The sequence below is a fragment of the Lentzea sp. NBC_00516 genome (assembly GCF_036346835.1).
Classification (GTDB): domain Bacteria; phylum Actinomycetota; class Actinomycetes; order Mycobacteriales; family Pseudonocardiaceae; genus Lentzea; species Lentzea sokolovensis.
Genome location: NZ_CP107840.1, coordinates 6,223,672 through 6,237,962 on the forward strand (window position 1 = coordinate 6,223,672; position 14,291 = coordinate 6,237,962).

Annotated in this window: 15 protein-coding genes; 11 read left to right on the forward strand and 4 right to left on the reverse strand. The window is 69.0% G+C overall.

Annotated features, from left to right (window positions below; genetic code table 11):
* Nucleotides 1–68 precede the first annotated feature (68 nt).
* Nucleotides 69–3,446 carry a WD40 repeat domain-containing protein gene (locus tag OG205_RS27960; RefSeq protein WP_330270996.1) on the forward strand — a complete coding sequence of 1,126 codons (3,378 nt, stop codon included), beginning with the start codon at nucleotides 69–71 and terminating at the stop codon, nucleotides 3,444–3,446.
* A gap of 5 nt (nucleotides 3,447–3,451) precedes the next feature.
* On the opposite strand, the gene OG205_RS27965 is transcribed toward OG205_RS27960, so the two are convergent.
* Nucleotides 3,452–4,396 carry a 4-hydroxy-3-methylbut-2-enyl diphosphate reductase gene (locus tag OG205_RS27965; RefSeq protein ID WP_330270997.1) on the reverse strand — a complete coding sequence of 315 codons (945 nt, stop codon included), beginning with the start codon at nucleotides 4,394–4,396 and terminating at the stop codon, nucleotides 3,452–3,454.
* A 63-nt stretch (nucleotides 4,397–4,459) separates the two neighbouring features.
* On the opposite strand from OG205_RS27965, the gene OG205_RS27970 reads away from it, so the two are divergent.
* The 8 genes from OG205_RS27970 to OG205_RS28005 all read left to right on the forward strand — a co-directional run bounded on the left by OG205_RS27970 (nucleotide 4,460) and on the right by OG205_RS28005 (nucleotide 9,937).
* Nucleotides 4,460–4,954: a lipid droplet-associated protein gene (locus tag OG205_RS27970; RefSeq protein ID WP_330270998.1), complete on the forward strand. Its 495-nt coding sequence runs from the start codon at nucleotides 4,460–4,462 to the stop codon at nucleotides 4,952–4,954.
* A complete protein-coding gene (xseA, locus tag OG205_RS27975; RefSeq protein ID WP_330270999.1) occupies nucleotides 4,951–6,201 on the forward strand; it encodes an exodeoxyribonuclease VII large subunit in 1,251 nt (416 codons plus the stop codon). Before OG205_RS27970 ends, xseA begins: the two co-directional genes overlap by 4 nt.
* Nucleotides 6,191–6,535 carry a sugar ABC transporter substrate-binding protein gene (locus tag OG205_RS27980; RefSeq protein WP_330271000.1) on the forward strand — a complete coding sequence of 115 codons (345 nt, stop codon included), beginning with the start codon at nucleotides 6,191–6,193 and terminating at the stop codon, nucleotides 6,533–6,535. The genes xseA and OG205_RS27980 overlap by 11 nt, the downstream gene beginning before the upstream one ends.
* Entirely contained in the window at nucleotides 6,532–6,762 is a 231-nt protein-coding gene (locus tag OG205_RS27985) for an exodeoxyribonuclease VII small subunit (protein WP_330271001.1), read from the forward strand. Before OG205_RS27980 ends, OG205_RS27985 begins: the two co-directional genes overlap by 4 nt.
* Nucleotides 6,763–6,829: 67 nt before the next feature.
* Nucleotides 6,830–7,870 (forward strand): class II fructose-bisphosphatase, encoded by a 1,041-nt coding sequence (glpX, locus tag OG205_RS27990; RefSeq protein ID WP_330271002.1) that lies wholly within the window; start codon nucleotides 6,830–6,832, stop codon nucleotides 7,868–7,870.
* Nucleotides 7,871–8,002: 132 nt separating this feature from the next.
* Nucleotides 8,003–8,773, forward strand: coding sequence for a S1 family peptidase (locus OG205_RS27995; protein ID WP_330271003.1), 771 nt, complete (start codon nucleotides 8,003–8,005; stop codon nucleotides 8,771–8,773).
* A 125-nt stretch (nucleotides 8,774–8,898) separates the two neighbouring features.
* On the forward strand, nucleotides 8,899–9,447 hold the full coding sequence (locus OG205_RS28000) for a L,D-transpeptidase (protein ID WP_330271004.1): 549 nt from the start codon (nucleotides 8,899–8,901) through the stop codon (nucleotides 9,445–9,447).
* Nucleotides 9,448–9,526: 79 nt separating this feature from the next.
* The gene (locus OG205_RS28005; RefSeq protein ID WP_330271005.1) at nucleotides 9,527–9,937 is read left to right on the forward strand and encodes a L,D-transpeptidase; all 411 of its coding nucleotides are present in this window, start codon (nucleotides 9,527–9,529) and stop codon (nucleotides 9,935–9,937) included.
* 45 nt (nucleotides 9,938–9,982) lie between these two features.
* Here the strand turns inward: OG205_RS28005 and OG205_RS28010 are convergent, their stop codons facing one another.
* The gene (locus tag OG205_RS28010; protein WP_330271006.1) at nucleotides 9,983–10,924 is read right to left on the reverse strand and encodes a Glu/Leu/Phe/Val dehydrogenase dimerization domain-containing protein; all 942 of its coding nucleotides are present in this window, start codon (nucleotides 10,922–10,924) and stop codon (nucleotides 9,983–9,985) included.
* A 111-nt stretch (nucleotides 10,925–11,035) separates the two neighbouring features.
* Here OG205_RS28010 and OG205_RS28015 point away from each other — a divergent pair, with 111 nt between their 5' ends.
* On the forward strand, nucleotides 11,036–11,497 hold the full coding sequence (locus tag OG205_RS28015; protein ID WP_093602793.1) for an Lrp/AsnC family transcriptional regulator: 462 nt from the start codon (nucleotides 11,036–11,038) through the stop codon (nucleotides 11,495–11,497).
* A 28-nt stretch (nucleotides 11,498–11,525) separates the two neighbouring features.
* On the opposite strand, the gene OG205_RS28020 is transcribed toward OG205_RS28015, so the two are convergent.
* Nucleotides 11,526–12,494, reverse strand: coding sequence for an NAD(P)/FAD-dependent oxidoreductase (locus OG205_RS28020; protein WP_330271007.1), 969 nt, complete (start codon nucleotides 12,492–12,494; stop codon nucleotides 11,526–11,528).
* Between the two features lie 63 nt (nucleotides 12,495–12,557).
* Between OG205_RS28020 and OG205_RS28025 the strand changes: the two genes are divergently transcribed.
* Nucleotides 12,558–13,952 carry a class II fumarate hydratase gene (locus tag OG205_RS28025; RefSeq protein ID WP_330271008.1) on the forward strand — a complete coding sequence of 465 codons (1,395 nt, stop codon included), beginning with the start codon at nucleotides 12,558–12,560 and terminating at the stop codon, nucleotides 13,950–13,952.
* 39 nt (nucleotides 13,953–13,991) lie between these two features.
* Here the strand turns inward: OG205_RS28025 and OG205_RS28030 are convergent, their stop codons facing one another.
* Nucleotides 13,992–14,270: a hypothetical protein gene (locus OG205_RS28030; protein WP_330271009.1), complete on the reverse strand. Its 279-nt coding sequence runs from the start codon at nucleotides 14,268–14,270 to the stop codon at nucleotides 13,992–13,994.
* Between the last annotated feature and the right edge of the window lie 21 nt (nucleotides 14,271–14,291).

The window sequence follows — 14,291 nt, forward strand, 5'->3', positions numbered from 1 at the left end:
TCGCCCCCTAGAACGTCGTACAACGGATCACGGACAACAACCCCCTGACCAGCACGCACTCTGCGAGCATGAGTTCGATGCCTAGGGGAGAACGTCCACTGGACGAGGGCGACAGCCCGCTGTTGCTGTTCGCCGCGGACCTGCGCCAGTTGCGCGCCGACGCGGGAACGCCGAGCTATCGGGAACTGTCCCGGCGCGCGCACTTCTCGGCGAGCACGCTGTCCGACGCGGCGGGCGGCCGGAAGCTGCCGGGCCTCGACGTCGCGCTCGCGTACGTCCGCGCGTGCCACGGCGACGAGCCCGCGTGGGAACGGCGCTGGCACGACCTCGCCGTCGCGATGGCGCAGAGCAGGACGAACGACGGACCGTCGCCGTACGTGGGCCTGAACCCGTTCACGCGAGAAGACGCCGACCGCTTCTTCGGCCGTGAGGCGCTCACGCACACGTTGCTCGACAGGCTCGAACGGCAGCCGTTCCTCGCCGTGTTCGGCGCGTCCGGCGAGGGGAAGTCGTCGCTGATCAGGGCGGGCATCGCGGCGAAGTTCCCGAACGCCGTGGTGTGCACGCCCGGCCCGGATCCGGACGCGGCCCTCGCCGACGCGCTCGCGCTCCTCCCGGACCTGCTGGTCGTCGACCAGTTCGAGGAGCTCTTCACGCTCTGCGAGGACGAGGTGCAGCGCCAGGCGTTCCTGGACGCGCTGCTGGCCGTGGAGTGCCGCCGCGTCATCGCCGTCCGATCCGACTTCTACCCGCACTGCGCCCAGTACCCGAGGCTCGCGGAAGCGCTCACGGACGCCCAGGTGCTCCTCGGCACCATGACGCCGGACGAGCTGCGCCGCGCCATCACCCAGCCCGCCGCGACCGTCGGCTGCACCGTCGAAACAGCCCTGCTGACCACCCTCGTGGCCGAGGCGGCGGGACGCAGCGGCGTGCTCCCCCTCGTGTCGCACGCGCTGCTCGAAACGTGGCACCGCAAGCGCGGCAACACCCTCACGCTCGGCGGCTACCAGTCCGCCGGCGGCATCCAGGGAGCGCTCGCGCAGAGCGCCGAGGCCGCGTTCGCCACGCTGGACGAGTCCGAGCAGCACCTGGCCAAACAACTGCTGCTCCGGCTGAGCGCCGACGGCACCAAACGGCCCGTGCCGCGGCATGAGGTCGTGGGCGAGGAAGTGCTCGACGTGCTCGCCGACACCCGGCTCATCACCGTGGACGAGCACACCGTCGAGGTGACCCACGAGGCGCTGTTCCAGGCCTGGCCGAGGCTCCGGGCGTGGCTGGACGAGGACCACGAGGGCCTCAGGACGCACCGCAGGCTCACCGACGCCGCCCGCACGTGGCGGGAACTGGGCCAGGACGACGACTCGCTCTACCGCAGCACCAGGCTCGCCGAGACGACCGAGTGGGTCACCCGTGCCAGGCCGGAGCTGACCGGCACCGAACGCGAGTTCATCGGCGCCTCGAAGGCGCGGGAACGCCGCCGCACCCGCCGTCTGCGCTGGACCGCGGCCGTACTGGCGGTGATGCTGGTGGCCACCGCCGCGAGCGCCGTCGTCGCCGTCCAGCAGCGCCGTGAGGTCGAACGGCTCGGCCTGATCTCGCAGTCCCAGCGGCTGGCGGCCGCGTCGGAGGCACTCGCCGTCAGCGACCCCCAGCAGTCCGCCCGCAAGGCAGGCGAGGCCTACCGGGCCTATCCCACGCCCGAGGCGCGCAGCCGCGTCCTGAGCGCGTCGGCGTCGGCACGCGGGCGCAAGCTCGACCACCTCGGCGGGTGGAGCTTCGCGTTCGGCAAGGACTTCGTCGGCCTGATGGGGCCGGAGGGACTGGTCGTGCACGACACGGCCACGCTGTCGCTGAAGGCCCGCTGGCGCCCGAGCACGACCGACGTCGTCTACTCCTGGACCGTCGCGCCGGACGGGCGCACGATCGCGGTGTGCCTGCACGACGGCCGGATCGTGCTGTGGACGGGCCCGGAGGACGACCAGGTCGTGCTCCAGCGCCAGGGCACGCGTGGTGGCGTCGCGTTCACCGCGGACGGCCGCTCGCTCGTCGTCGGTGGCGACGTCTGGGACCTCGCCACCCGCAAGGTGCGGTTCTCACTGCCGGTCGGGCCGATCAACGGACCGTTCGACATCGCGGACGACCGGGTGCTGGCGCTGGTGACCGCAGGCTCCCTCTCGGTGTGGGACCTGCAGACGCGGCAACGAACCGGCGGCCTGCAGGTGCAGTCCGGCGAGATCACCAGGGTGCGGTTGCTGCCCGGCGGCAGACTGGCCGCGCTCGCCACCACCGAGGGTCAGGTGCAGGTGCGGGACCTCGCGACCGGTGCCGTGGTCGCCACTCCCCCGGCGCACACCGGCGTCGTCAACAGCCTGACGCTCAGCGCCGACGGCAGCATGCTGGTCTCCGGCGGCGAGGACGGCCGCGCGCACATCTGGGACGTAGCGCACGGCAACGCCATCACGACGGTCGTGATCAACGAACCGGCCAGGAGCGTGCAGTTCTCACCGGACGGCGGACTCGCCGTGCTCACCCCGCGGGCCCTGCGGTTCTGGCCTCCCGGCAGCGTCCCGCGGACCGCCGGCTACACCGTCCGAGCGCTCACCGTCGACGACGACGGCACGATCGTCACCCTCGACGAAGCCGGCGTGATCGAACGCCGCGACAGCACGCTGCGCACGCTCAAACGCATCGAAACCGGTGTGCCGCAAAGCCGTTCCGGCCGCTTCAGCCCGAACCACGACCTGGTCGTCCTGAACGACGACCTCCAGGTGCTCGACGCCAGGACCGGGGAGAAGGTCAGCGCACCGGCGGTGCGCGCCGGGAGCTCGATCACGGGCATCGCGTTCGGCGAGCAGCAGATCGCCGTCGTGAACTCCGCGGAACCCGACGCGGTGTGGCCGCTGGAGAAGGAGAGCAAGCCGAACTTCATCGGCGGCGACTCCAGCGGCCCGCGCAGCGCCATCTCGTTCGGCAGGGACGACGGGCAGCTGGTCTTCGCCCGCGAGGACGGCGAGGTGCTGGTCCGGGACTCCGGCGTACCGAACCAGAACCTCGCGCTGCCGCACACCCACTCCGCGGCGGTGCGGGCGCTCGCGCTCTCCCCTGACCGCAGGATTCTCGCGACGGGTGGCGACGACGGCCTGATCGCGTTGTGGGACACCACCGGCTGGCAGAAGCTCGGCGAGCTGCGCGGGCACGCCGACGCCGTCAAGGCCCTGGAGTTCAGCCCGGACGGCAGCCGGCTGGCGAGCGGGAGCACCGACCGTTCGGTGATCGTGTGGGACGTGCGCGAACGAACCGCGTGGGCGACCCTGCGCGGGCACAGCCGTGGCGTCACGCACGTGGCGTGGCGCCCCGACGGCTCGCAACTGGTGTCCGCAGGCGCGGACGCGATCCAGGTGTGGGGCCTGGACATGGCCCACGCCCTCCGCGTGGTCGAGAACTAGCAGCGCTAGCGGACGAGGTCCTTGCGGAGCTCACGCGGCAACGAGAACGTGATGCGCTCGTTCGCCGTGGTGATCTCCTCGACCTCGCCGTAGCCCTGCGTCTCCAGGTACTTCAGCAGTTCCATCACCAGCAGGTCCGGCACCGACGCGCCCGAGGTGACGCCGACGGTCTCGACGCCTTCGAGCCACGCGGGGTCGACCTCCTTGGCGTAGTCGATCAGGTAGGAGGCCTTGGCGCCGTGCTGCAGCGCGACCTCGACCAGCCGGACCGAGTTGGAGGAGTTCTTCGAGCCCACGACGAGCACCAGGTCGCACGACGGCGCCATCGTCTTCACCGCGGTCTGGCGGTTCGAGGTGGCGTAGCAGATGTCGTCGGAGGGCGGGTCCTGCAGATCGGGGAAGCGGTCCTTGAGCTGCCGGACCCGCACCATGGTCTCGTCGACCGAGAGCGTGGTCTGCGACAGCCAGATCACCTTGCTCGGGTCGCGGACCTCGACCTTGGCCGCGTCCTCGGCGGTGTCGACGAGCTTCACGTGGTCCGGCGCCTCACCGGCGGTGCCCTCGACCTCCTCGTGACCCTCGTGGCCGATCAGGAGGATGTCGTAGTCCTCCTTGGCGAACCGCACCGCTTCTTTGTGGACCTTCGTCACGAGCGGGCAGGTGGCGTCGATCGTGCGCAACGACCGGTTCGCCGCCTCCTCGTGGACGGCGGGCGACACGCCGTGCGCTGAGAACACCACGAGTGCGCCCTCAGGAACCTCGTCGGTCTCGTTGACGAAGATGGCGCCGCGGTCGGACAGCGTCTCCACGACGTACTTGTTGTGGACGATCTCCTTGCGCACGTACACGGGGGCGCCGTACTTCTCGAGGGCGAGCTCGACCGTCTCGACGGCACGATCAACGCCCGCGCAGTAACCACGCGGCTTCGCCAACAGGACTCGCTTGGGCATGGGTCCAGGGTACCCAGCCCTGTTCCTAGGCATTCGCCGCACAGTTGCGGCAGGCTAGGACCCATGAAGCCACTGCCGTTGCCGGTCCGACTCGCTGCCGGGCTCGCGGTGACCGCCCTCGAACAGGCGCGCAAGCTGCCTCAGCAGCTCGCCGGACTCCCGTTGACGGTGGTCAGCGAGGCAATGCAGTTGTCCATGCGCGTGCAGCAGCATGTGACCGAACTCGCCATCAAGGGCGACGACGTCCTCTCTGGACTGCGCCCGGCCGAGGAAGAACCGGAGTGGGCGACGTTCGACGAGGACGAGACGCCCGTCACGACTTCTCAGGAAACTCCCGCCGACGACCCGTGGGAGGAAGAGGAACGCGCGATCGCCGAGGTTCCCGAGTTCCTCCCCACCTACGACGAACTGTCGATCGCCCAGCTGCGCGCCCGCCTGCGCAACCTGGACGTCGAGCAGCTCGAAGAACTGCTGCGCTACGAGAAGGCGCACGAGTCGCGGCCTGAGTTCGTGGGGATGCTCAACCGCCGGATCGCGACGGTCAAAGCCCAATCGTGAGTGAAGCCAAATCCACGCTGGAAAACCCCTGGCCCGTCCGGACGGTCGCCCGCAAGCTGCTCGACTGGATCAACCGGCTCGGCGACGTGTGGGTCGAAGGTCAGGTCACGCAGCTCAACGCGCGCAGCTCGACGGCGTTCCTGACGCTGCGCGACCCGAGCGTGGACATGTCGATGTCGATCACCTGCAACGCCTCGATGATCCGCGAGCTGCAGCTCACCGAGGGCAGCAGGGTGATCGCGCACGGGAAGATCAGCTTCTACCCGAACCGGGGCACGCTGTCGTTGCGGGCGGACGACATCCGCGCGGTCGGCATCGGCGAGTTGCTCGCGCGCCTGGAGCGGTTGCGCAAGCTGCTGCACGCCGAGGGCCTGTTCGACCCGCGCCGCAAGCGCAAGCCGCCGTTCCTGCCCGCCAAGATCGGCCTGATCACCGGACGTGCGTCAGCCGCCGAGCGGGACGTGCTCACGAACGCGCGAAACCGTTGGCCTGGAGCGCATTTCCGCGTCATCAACGTCGCCGTGCAGGGCCCGACCGCCGTCACCCAGGTGATGACCGCACTGTCCACTTTGGAGAGAGATCCCGAGTGCGACGTGATCATCATCGCCCGCGGCGGCGGCAGCGTGGAGGACCTGCTGCCGTTCTCCGACGAGGCGTTGTGCCGCGCGGTCTCCTCGTGCCGCACGCCGGTGCTGTCGGCGATCGGGCACGAACCGGACACCCCGCTGCTCGACCACGTCGCTGACGTGCGTTGTTCGACGCCGACCGACGCAGGCAAACGGGTGGTTCCCGATGTCGCTGAAGAGAGTGAACGCGTCCGCCAGATGCGCGATCGCGGCCGGCGCGCGTTGCACGGCTGGGTCGATCGAGAGCGCAAACTGCTCGACGCTCTGCGCTCCCGACCAGTACTTTCGGACCCTCACGGGCCACTGGAGCGGCGTTCCGAGGAAGTGAAGCGTTTTCGCGACCAGGGACGCAGGGCCGTGACGCAACGACTCGATCGGGAGGACGTCCACCTCTCGGGGACGAAAGCCCGCTTGACGACCCTCGGACCAGCCGCCACGCTGGCGCGCGGATATGCCGTTGTGCAACTCGTCACACCTGACGGGCCCGACGGCGTGCTGCGTTCTGTGACGGACGCGCCGAGCGGAACACAGCTGCGGGTACGCGTCGTTGACGGGGCAGTGCGAGCGGTTGTCTCCGGCTCGGAGGTCGACTCGGAAGGGGGAGGTACCGATGATGCGTGATGCCGTGTTCCTGCCCCTGACCATGGAGGCGGCCGGCGACTGCGCGACGGGACTGCGGAGCAAGGCGGAGGCGGCGAACCGCGCCGCAGCCGACTGCTGGACGGCGATGGTGGGCGACTGCGACACCAAGAGCCGCCGCACGCTGATCCTCACGTTGCACGACCTGAGCGAGGCCACCGCGGGCACGGTGCAGTACCGGCGCGTCGCGGAGGCCGAGGCGCTCATCGACGAGGCGGTGCGAGAGGGTGACGGCGAGGAGTTCGCGGAGGCGCTGGTCGGGTACGACCTGGCCGTCGCGACCGTGCTGAGCCGTCTGAGGAGTCAATCCGCGTGAGTTCGGAAGCCAGTCAGGAAACTTCACCGGGTTACGAGGCCGCCCGCGACGAACTGGTCGAGGTGGTCCGCAAACTGGAGGCCGGCGGGCTGTCCCTTGAGGACTCGCTCGCGTTGTGGGAACGCGGTGAGGCGCTCGCCAAGACGTGTGAGCAGCATCTCGCCGGTGCGCGCGAGCGAATCGATGCAGCTCTCGCTGTGGTCGAGGAGGACGTTTCGCAGGCGTGATCCCGTGCAAGGATTCAGTTGCCGATCACAAAATCCGGCACGCTGAGTAGTCGCATGGAGGCGCGCAATGGTGAACACCCCCGCGGAACGACGTCGCGAAGCCCCCGACCGGAACCTGGCATTGGAGCTCGTGCGCGTCACCGAGGCAGCGGCGATGGCCGCGGGCCGGTGGGTGGGACGCGGCGACAAGAACGGCGGTGACGGCGCGGCCGTCGACGCGATGCGCAAGCTCATCCACACCGTCTCGATGCGAGGCGTCGTGGTGATCGGCGAGGGCGAGAAGGACGAGGCGCCCATGCTGTTCAACGGTGAGGAAGTGGGCAACGGCGAGGGTCCCGACTGCGACGTCGCGGTCGACCCGATCGACGGCACCACGCTGATGGCCAAGGGCATGCCGAACGCGCTGGCCGTGCTGGCGGTGGCCGAGCGCGGGGCGATGTTCGACCCGTCCGCCGTGTTCTACATGGAAAAGCTCGCCGTGGGCCCCGAGGCGGCCGACGTCATCGACATCACCGCGCCGCTCGCGGAGAACATCCGCCGCGTCGCGAAGGCCAAGCACAGCGACGTGTCCGACGTGAACGTGTGCATCCTCGACCGGCCCCGGCACGAGCAGATCGTGCAGGAGGTCCGCCAGGCCGGCGCGCGCATCCACTTCATCTCCGACGGCGACGTGGCCGGCGCGATCGCCGCCGCACGCCCCACGTCGGGCGTGGACATGCTCGTGGGCATCGGCGGCACCCCGGAGGGCATCATCGCCGCGGCGGCCCTCAAGTGCGTCGGTGGAGCCATTCAGGGCCGGTTGTGGCCCAAGGACGACGAGGAGCGCGAGAAGGCGATCGGCGCGGGCCACGACCTGTCCCGCGTGCTCACCACGAACGATCTCGTCTCGGGCGACAACGTCTTCTTCTGCGCCACGGGTGTGACCGACGGCGACCTTCTGCGCGGCGTGCACTACCGGGCGGGCGGCTGCACGACCCAGTCGATCGTCATGCGCTCCAAGTCCGGCACCGTGCGCATGATCGACGGCTTCCACAGCCTGCACAAGCTGCGCGAATACGCCTCGGTGGACTTCGACCTGCCCGAGGCCGTGCAGCAGCCGCTGCCGTAGTGCGGCTGTGAATCTGTGAACCGTTAACGGAGGGTCACCCTCCGAGTGACCCTAGTGACCAAGTCACTTTCGTCCTTAGTTTCCGACCTGACCCCGGCAACCCTGCGCCGGGTTCAGGAAAGGAACTCAACGATGAGGGCACGTTCGTTGTTCTCCGCATTCGTCGTGGCCGCGGGCGCTCTGCTCGCCTCGGCCGCTGCGGCTACCGCGGCTCCGGCTCCCACCGCTGACGGCGATGTCTCGCCGATGATCGTCGGTGGCACCAACGCCTCGCAGGTCTACCCGTTCATGGTCTCCCTGCAGAGCACCTCGGGTAGCCACTTCTGCGGCGCGTCGCTGGTCAAGGCCAACTGGGTCGTGACGGCCAAGCACTGCGTCCAGGGCTCGTCCGCGGCGTCGATCCGCACTCGGATCGGCACCACGAACCGCACCAGCGGCGGCACCACGACCGGCGCCTCGCGGATCATCACGCACCCGTCGGCCGACCTGGCGCTGGTGCAGCTCAACACCTCGGTCAGCCAGGCCCCGATCACCATCCCGACGTCGTCGGGCGCGGTCGGCACGGCGACCCGCATCATCGGCTGGGGCCAGACCTGCCCGGTCCGCGGCGCCTGTGGTGCTCCCGTGACCCTGCAGGAGCTCAACACCTCGATCGTCGCTGACAACCGGTGCTCCGGCATCAGCGCGGCGTCGGAGATCTGCACCAACAACACCGGTGGCAACAAGGGCGCCTGCTACGGCGACTCGGGTGGCCCGCAGGTGAAGTCGGTCGGCGGCCGCTGGGAGCTCATCGGCGCGACCAGCCGCTCCGGTGGCGGCGCGAACTGCGCCCAGGCCCCGTCCATCTACGTGGACGTCGCCTACTACCGCTCCTGGGTCAGCTCGAACGTGGGCGGCCTGTAACCCGGTAAACGCATTCCGAGGGCCCGTCTCCCATTCGTTATGGGAGGCGGGCCCTCGCCGTTGCAACCTGAGAACACCTCCCGCCGTCTACTTCGGCAAGGGATGGAACAACCAGGGGGTGCGCGATGAGGATGCTGCTCGTGGCGGTCGCGTTGATGTCGGTGGCGGGGTGCGCGCAGGGGGCCGTGCACGCCGAGACTCCAACTACGCCACCATCTTCGGCGTCATCGTCGGCACCGTCCTCGGAAGCGCCGCCTTCCACGCCCCCGCCGACGTCGTCGGAGGCTCCTCCCCCGCCGCCGCCACCTCCGCCCGTCGTGAAGCCGACGCCGTGCACCATCAGCGACGGCGCGTGCATCCAGCTCTCCACGAACCAGTCGTGGGTCGTGCGGGGCGACAAGATCGTCTACGGCCCGACGCCGATCACGCACGGGCGCAAGGGTTTCGAGACGCCGCTGGGCAACTTCCCGGTGCTGCGCAAGGTGAAGGACGACTGGAGCCGGCCGTACAACGCGGCGATGCCGTGGTCGACGTACTTCACCGAGAGCGGCATCGCGTTCCACGAAGGCTCGCTGACCGTGCCGTCGCACGGCTGCATCCACCTCGACCCGCCGTCGGCCCAGTACTACTTCAGCAACCTGTCGATCGGCGACTCCGTCCAGGTGGTCTCATGATCACCAACTGTGCGGGTGCATAAGAAGATGATTGAGATCACCCCGTGGTGGTTACTCCACTACTGAGGGGTGATGAGAGATGCGAGTTCTGATCGCGACGGTGCTCCTGATCCTCGGTTTCGCAGTTCCCGCGCAAGCCCAGGCGGGATGCACCGTCCACAACGGAGCATGCCTGGAGAAGCACTCCAACCAGGCGTGGCTGGTCTTCAACGGCAAAACGAGCTACGGGCCGGTGACGATCAGCCACGGCAAGCCGGGGTACGAGACCCCGGTGGGCATGTTCTCGGTGCTGCGCAAGGTGAAGAACGACTGGAGCGTCCCCTACAACGGTCCGATGCCGAACGCGGTGTACTTCACCACGACCGGTATCGCGTTCCACCAGGGTGACACCGCTGTCCAGTCGCACGGTTGCATCCGGATGCCCATGGATGCGTCACTCGTGTTCTACGACAACCTGATGGTCGGCGAGCAGGTGCAGGTGCTGCCCTAGCCGGCGGTGACACTTCGAAGGCCTGGCCGCCCTCCGGTCGGGCCTTCACCCCTGCGCCTGGAGCAGTCTGCCGACCGTCGCCTCGATCCTGTCGACCCTCTTCAGCGCGGTCTCGTGGTCGGCCCCGTCGTCCTCCCTGGCCAACGTGTAGATCACCCCGCCGGCACTGGCGACGTGATCGGGAACCCAGACGATGCCGCGCTCGTCCAGCAGATCGGCCACGTCGTCGTCGGTGAGCTGGTTGTTGGCGGGCCCCACGATCAGCTTGACGTCGAGGTGCCGCACGGTTTCCGGGCTCAGCACGCCGCCCACCGCCGCAGGGATCAGCACGTCGGCCTTGACCTTGTACGCCTCATCGGGGTGCACCCAGCCGAACTCGCCGGTGCGCCTGCTTTCGTCCACATCGGACACCGTGATGTCCGCGCCGTCGAGCCCCTTCGCGATCAGCTCCCCCACCGAACCGAACCCGCTGATCACCACTTTCCTGCCGCTGAGGTCCGGCGTCCCGAAGACGTGACGCGAGGCCGCTTTCAACGCCGCCAGCACACCTCGTGCCGTGGGACCGCTCGACGAGCCGGTGCCGCCGTGCTCCTCAGGCAGGCAGTAGGCGTGCGGCGTCACTTCCCGGAGCACCAGCATGTCGTCCGGTCCCGTTCCGACGTCCGGGCCGGCCTGGTAGGCGCCGCCGAACTCGTTGATCAGGTCGGCGTGGTCGAGCAGCACCGCGCGCCTGAGTTCCGGGGTGAGCTCCCGGTCGACCACGATCACGCTCTTGGCTCCGCCGTGCGGAATCCCGGCCGCCGCGCACTTCAGCGTCATGGCCCTGGACAACCGCAGGACGTCCGTGACGGCGTCGGTGATCCGCGCGTACGGCTTCATCCGGCACCCGCCGACTGCCGGCCCCGCCTCGGTCGAGTGCAGGGCGACCATGGTGGTCATCCCCGACCGCTTCCCCGTGCGGACGACGAGCTGTTCGTGCTCCCACATCTGCGTTCCCCTCCCGAACTTCGGTCAAGCTCTGACCTCGAAGTTAGGGTGAACACCAGTGCTCGATGCACTTCACCGAACATTATTCGGCACGGTGACGTGAGGAACGTGATGGATGAACTTGATTCGGCGATCGTGCGGGAACTGCAGCGCGATGCCCGGCAGTCGAACCGCGACATCGCCCGCAAGGTGGGCGTGGCCCCGTCGACGTGCCTGGAACGCACCCGCCTGCTGCGCGAACGCGGGGTGATCCGCGGCTACCACGCCGACATCGCCCCGTCCGCGCTGAACCGGGGCGTGCAGGCGCTGGTGTCGGTGCAGGTGCGCCCGTTGAGCCGGGCCGTGATCGACGCCTTCAAGGCGTTCACCGTCGGCCTGCCCGAGGTGACGGCGGTGTTCGTGATGGCGGGCAGCGACGACTTCGTGATCCACGTGGGCGCGCAGGACAACGAGCACCTGCACGCGTTCCTGGTCGACAGGCTGAGTCAGCGCAAGGAGATCGTCGGCTTCCGCACGTCGATCATCTTCCAGCACCTCGCGAAGCACGACCCCGCGCCGTTGCCGGAGGCCTGACCGCTGCCGGTCAGGCCTCCGCGCCGGGTCAGCTGCCGTCGCTGGAGTGCCCTGGGAACAGGTGCGCCGACGGGTTGAGCACCACCGCGATGTTGTTGACCGCGGTCGCCGCCTCGCCGAACCCCGTCGCGATGAGCTTGACCTTGCCGGGGTACTGCGCGACGTCGCCCGCCGCGTAGATCCTGTCCAGCTTGGTCTTCATCGTGGAGTCGACGAGCACGGCGCGATGGTCGAGCTCGAGGCCCCACGACTCGATCGGCCCGAGGTCGGCGGTGAACCCGAGCGCCGCGACCACGGTCTGCGCGGGCAACGTCCGCGAGTCGCCGCCCTTGACCTTGATGTCCACTTCGGACAGCGTCTCGCCGCGCAACGCCAGCACCTCGGCGTCGGTGATGATCTCGACCCCGAGCTCCCGCACCTGCCGCACGGTGGCGGCGTGCGCGCGGAAGTTGGCCCTGCGGTGCACGATCTTCACGCTCGCGGCGATCGGGTGCAGCGCCAGCGCCCAGTCGAACGCCGAGTCGCCACCACCCACGATCACCACGTGCTGCCCGGTGTGTTCGGCCAGCACCGGCACGAAGTGGACCATGCCGCGCCCCAGCCAGCCGTCACCCGCGGGCAGCGGACGCGGGTTGAACTCGCCCATGCCCGCCGTGATCAGCACGGCCTTGGTGTTGATCGAGGTACCGTCCGCGAGCCCGACCCGCAGACCGTCCTCAGTGGACTCACAAGTGCGTGCCTGACGGCCGAGCAGGTAGTTCGGCTTGAACTGCGCCGCCTGCTCCACCAGGCCGTTGACGAGGTCGCGTCCCCTGACTGCGGGGAACCCGGCCACGTCGAAAATCATCTTCTCCGGATACATCGCGGTGACCTGGCCGCCCGGTTCGGGCAGCGCATCGACCACGGCGACGTTCATTTCCCGGAAGCCAGCGTAGTAAGCGGCGAACAACCCCGTGGGACCAGCTCCCACGATGAGGAGGTCGACGTCACGCTCCATGAGTGGTGCCCTTCTGCCAGTGGTAGGTGGCAGTGCTGTGATCGACGATAGAGACTCGGAGGTATGTCTGAACAGGAGTACCGCGTCGAGCACGACACGATGGGTGAGGTCCGCGTGCCTGTCGACGCATTGTGGCGCGCCCAAACACAACGCGCGGTCGAGAATTTCCCGATTTCCGGTCGAGGCCTCGAACGAGCCCAGATCAGAGCCCTGGGCCTGCTCAAGGCAGCGGCGGCCCGAGTGAACGCCCGCCTCGGCGTTCTCGACGAGGACCTGGCCGCGGCCATCGCCTCCGCGGCCGACGAGGTCGCCGCCGGCAAGTGGGACGACCAGTTCCCGGTCGACGTGTTCCAGACAGGTTCCGGCACGTCCTCGAACATGAACGCCAACGAGGTCATCTCCACCCTGGCGACTCAATTCCTGGGCCGCGACGTCCACCCGAACGACCACGTCAACGCCTCGCAGTCGTCCAACGACACCTTCCCGACGACCCTGCGCGTGGCCGCCACCGAGGCCGTGGTGACCGACGTGATCCCGTCTCTGGAACATCTGCTGGGCGTGCTCGAGTCACGCGCCGCCGAGTGGTCCGACCTGGTCAAGTCCGGCCGCACGCACCTCATGGACGCCGTCCCGATCACGCTGGGCCAGGAGGCGGGCGCCTGGGCGGCCCAGGTCCGCTACTCCGTAGAGCGCCTGCAGGCCTCGATCCCGCGCCTGGCGGAACTGCCGATCGGCGGCACCGCGGTCGGCAGCGGCCTGAACGCCCCCGCGGAGTTCGGCGCTCTCGTCGCCACCGAACTGGCCAAGGCCACCGAACTGCCACTGGTGGAGGCCCGCGACCACTTCGAGGCCCAGGCCACCCAGGACGGCGTCGTCGAGATCTCCGGCCAGCTCCGCGCCACCGCCGTAGCGTTGTTCAAGATCGCCAACGACCTCCGCTGGCTGGGCTCCGGCCCCCGCACCGGCCTCGGCGAACTGGCGCTCCCCGACCTCCAGCCAGGCAGCTCGATCATGCCGGGCAAGGTCAACCCGGTGATCTCCGAAGCGACGATGATGGTCGTGGCCCAGGTCATCGGCAACGACGCCACCGTCGCGTTCGCGGGCTCGCAGGGCAACTTCCAGCTGAACGTGATGCTGCCGGTCATCGCCCGCAACGTCCTGGAGTCGTCCCGCCTGCTCGCCGCCGTAGCCCGCCTGCTGGCGGACAAGGTCCTCACCGGCACCGAGGCCCAGGCCGACCAGATGCGCGAGTACGCGGAGTCGTCCCCGTCCATCGTCACGCCGCTGAACCGCTACATCGGCTACGAGGAGGCGGCGTCGATCGCCAAGCAGTCGCTCAAGGAGCGCAAGACCATCCGCGAGGTGGTGCTGGAGCGCGGCCACGTGCCGGGCAAGCTCACCGAGGAGCAGCTGGACGCGGCGCTCGACGTGCTGCACATGGCCCGCGGCGGCCGCTGACGCGCAAGTGTTCCGGTGCCGGGGCTCCCGGCACCGGACTCAGACGAGCTGCTCTGGCGTCACCGTGAACTGGTCGCGACCGGTCTCCGTGGTGACGTAGGCGGGGCGAGTCGAGATGGTGACGAGGTCCCGTCCGCTCGCGTCGGCGTGGCGGGACACGATCTCGCAGTCCACCTCGACTTCGAACGGGTACACCGCGCCGAGCCACACGTTGACGTCGGCGTCGAAGACGTAGTACTTCTCGATGAAGCTCCAAGCAACGCCATCAGCGTCGGTGAGCTGCGCCTCCACCACACCGGGCTGAGGTTCGTCGCTCACCCAGCGCACCGCCTGGCACCG

Excerpts from the sequence above, each read along its gene's own strand:
- OG205_RS27960 (WP_330270996.1), top strand. The coding sequence starts at position 69 with ATGAGTTCGATGCCTAGGGGAGAACGTCCACTGGACGAGGGCGACAGC.
- OG205_RS27965 (WP_330270997.1), bottom strand. The coding sequence starts at position 4,396 with ATGCCCAAGCGAGTCCTGTTGGCGAAGCCGCGTGGTTACTGCGCGGGC.
- OG205_RS27970 (WP_330270998.1), top strand. The coding sequence starts at position 4,460 with ATGAAGCCACTGCCGTTGCCGGTCCGACTCGCTGCCGGGCTCGCGGTG.
- OG205_RS27980 (WP_330271000.1), top strand. The coding sequence starts at position 6,191 with ATGATGCGTGATGCCGTGTTCCTGCCCCTGACCATGGAGGCGGCCGGC.
- glpX (WP_330271002.1), top strand. The coding sequence starts at position 6,830 with ATGGTGAACACCCCCGCGGAACGACGTCGCGAAGCCCCCGACCGGAAC.
- OG205_RS27995 (WP_330271003.1), top strand. The coding sequence starts at position 8,003 with ATGAGGGCACGTTCGTTGTTCTCCGCATTCGTCGTGGCCGCGGGCGCT.
- OG205_RS28000 (WP_330271004.1), top strand. The coding sequence starts at position 8,899 with ATGAGGATGCTGCTCGTGGCGGTCGCGTTGATGTCGGTGGCGGGGTGC.
- OG205_RS28005 (WP_330271005.1), top strand. The coding sequence starts at position 9,527 with ATGCGAGTTCTGATCGCGACGGTGCTCCTGATCCTCGGTTTCGCAGTT.
- OG205_RS28010 (WP_330271006.1), bottom strand. The coding sequence starts at position 10,924 with ATGTGGGAGCACGAACAGCTCGTCGTCCGCACGGGGAAGCGGTCGGGG.
- OG205_RS28015 (WP_093602793.1), top strand. The coding sequence starts at position 11,036 with ATGGATGAACTTGATTCGGCGATCGTGCGGGAACTGCAGCGCGATGCC.
- OG205_RS28020 (WP_330271007.1), bottom strand. The coding sequence starts at position 12,494 with ATGGAGCGTGACGTCGACCTCCTCATCGTGGGAGCTGGTCCCACGGGG.
- OG205_RS28025 (WP_330271008.1), top strand. The coding sequence starts at position 12,558 with ATGTCTGAACAGGAGTACCGCGTCGAGCACGACACGATGGGTGAGGTC.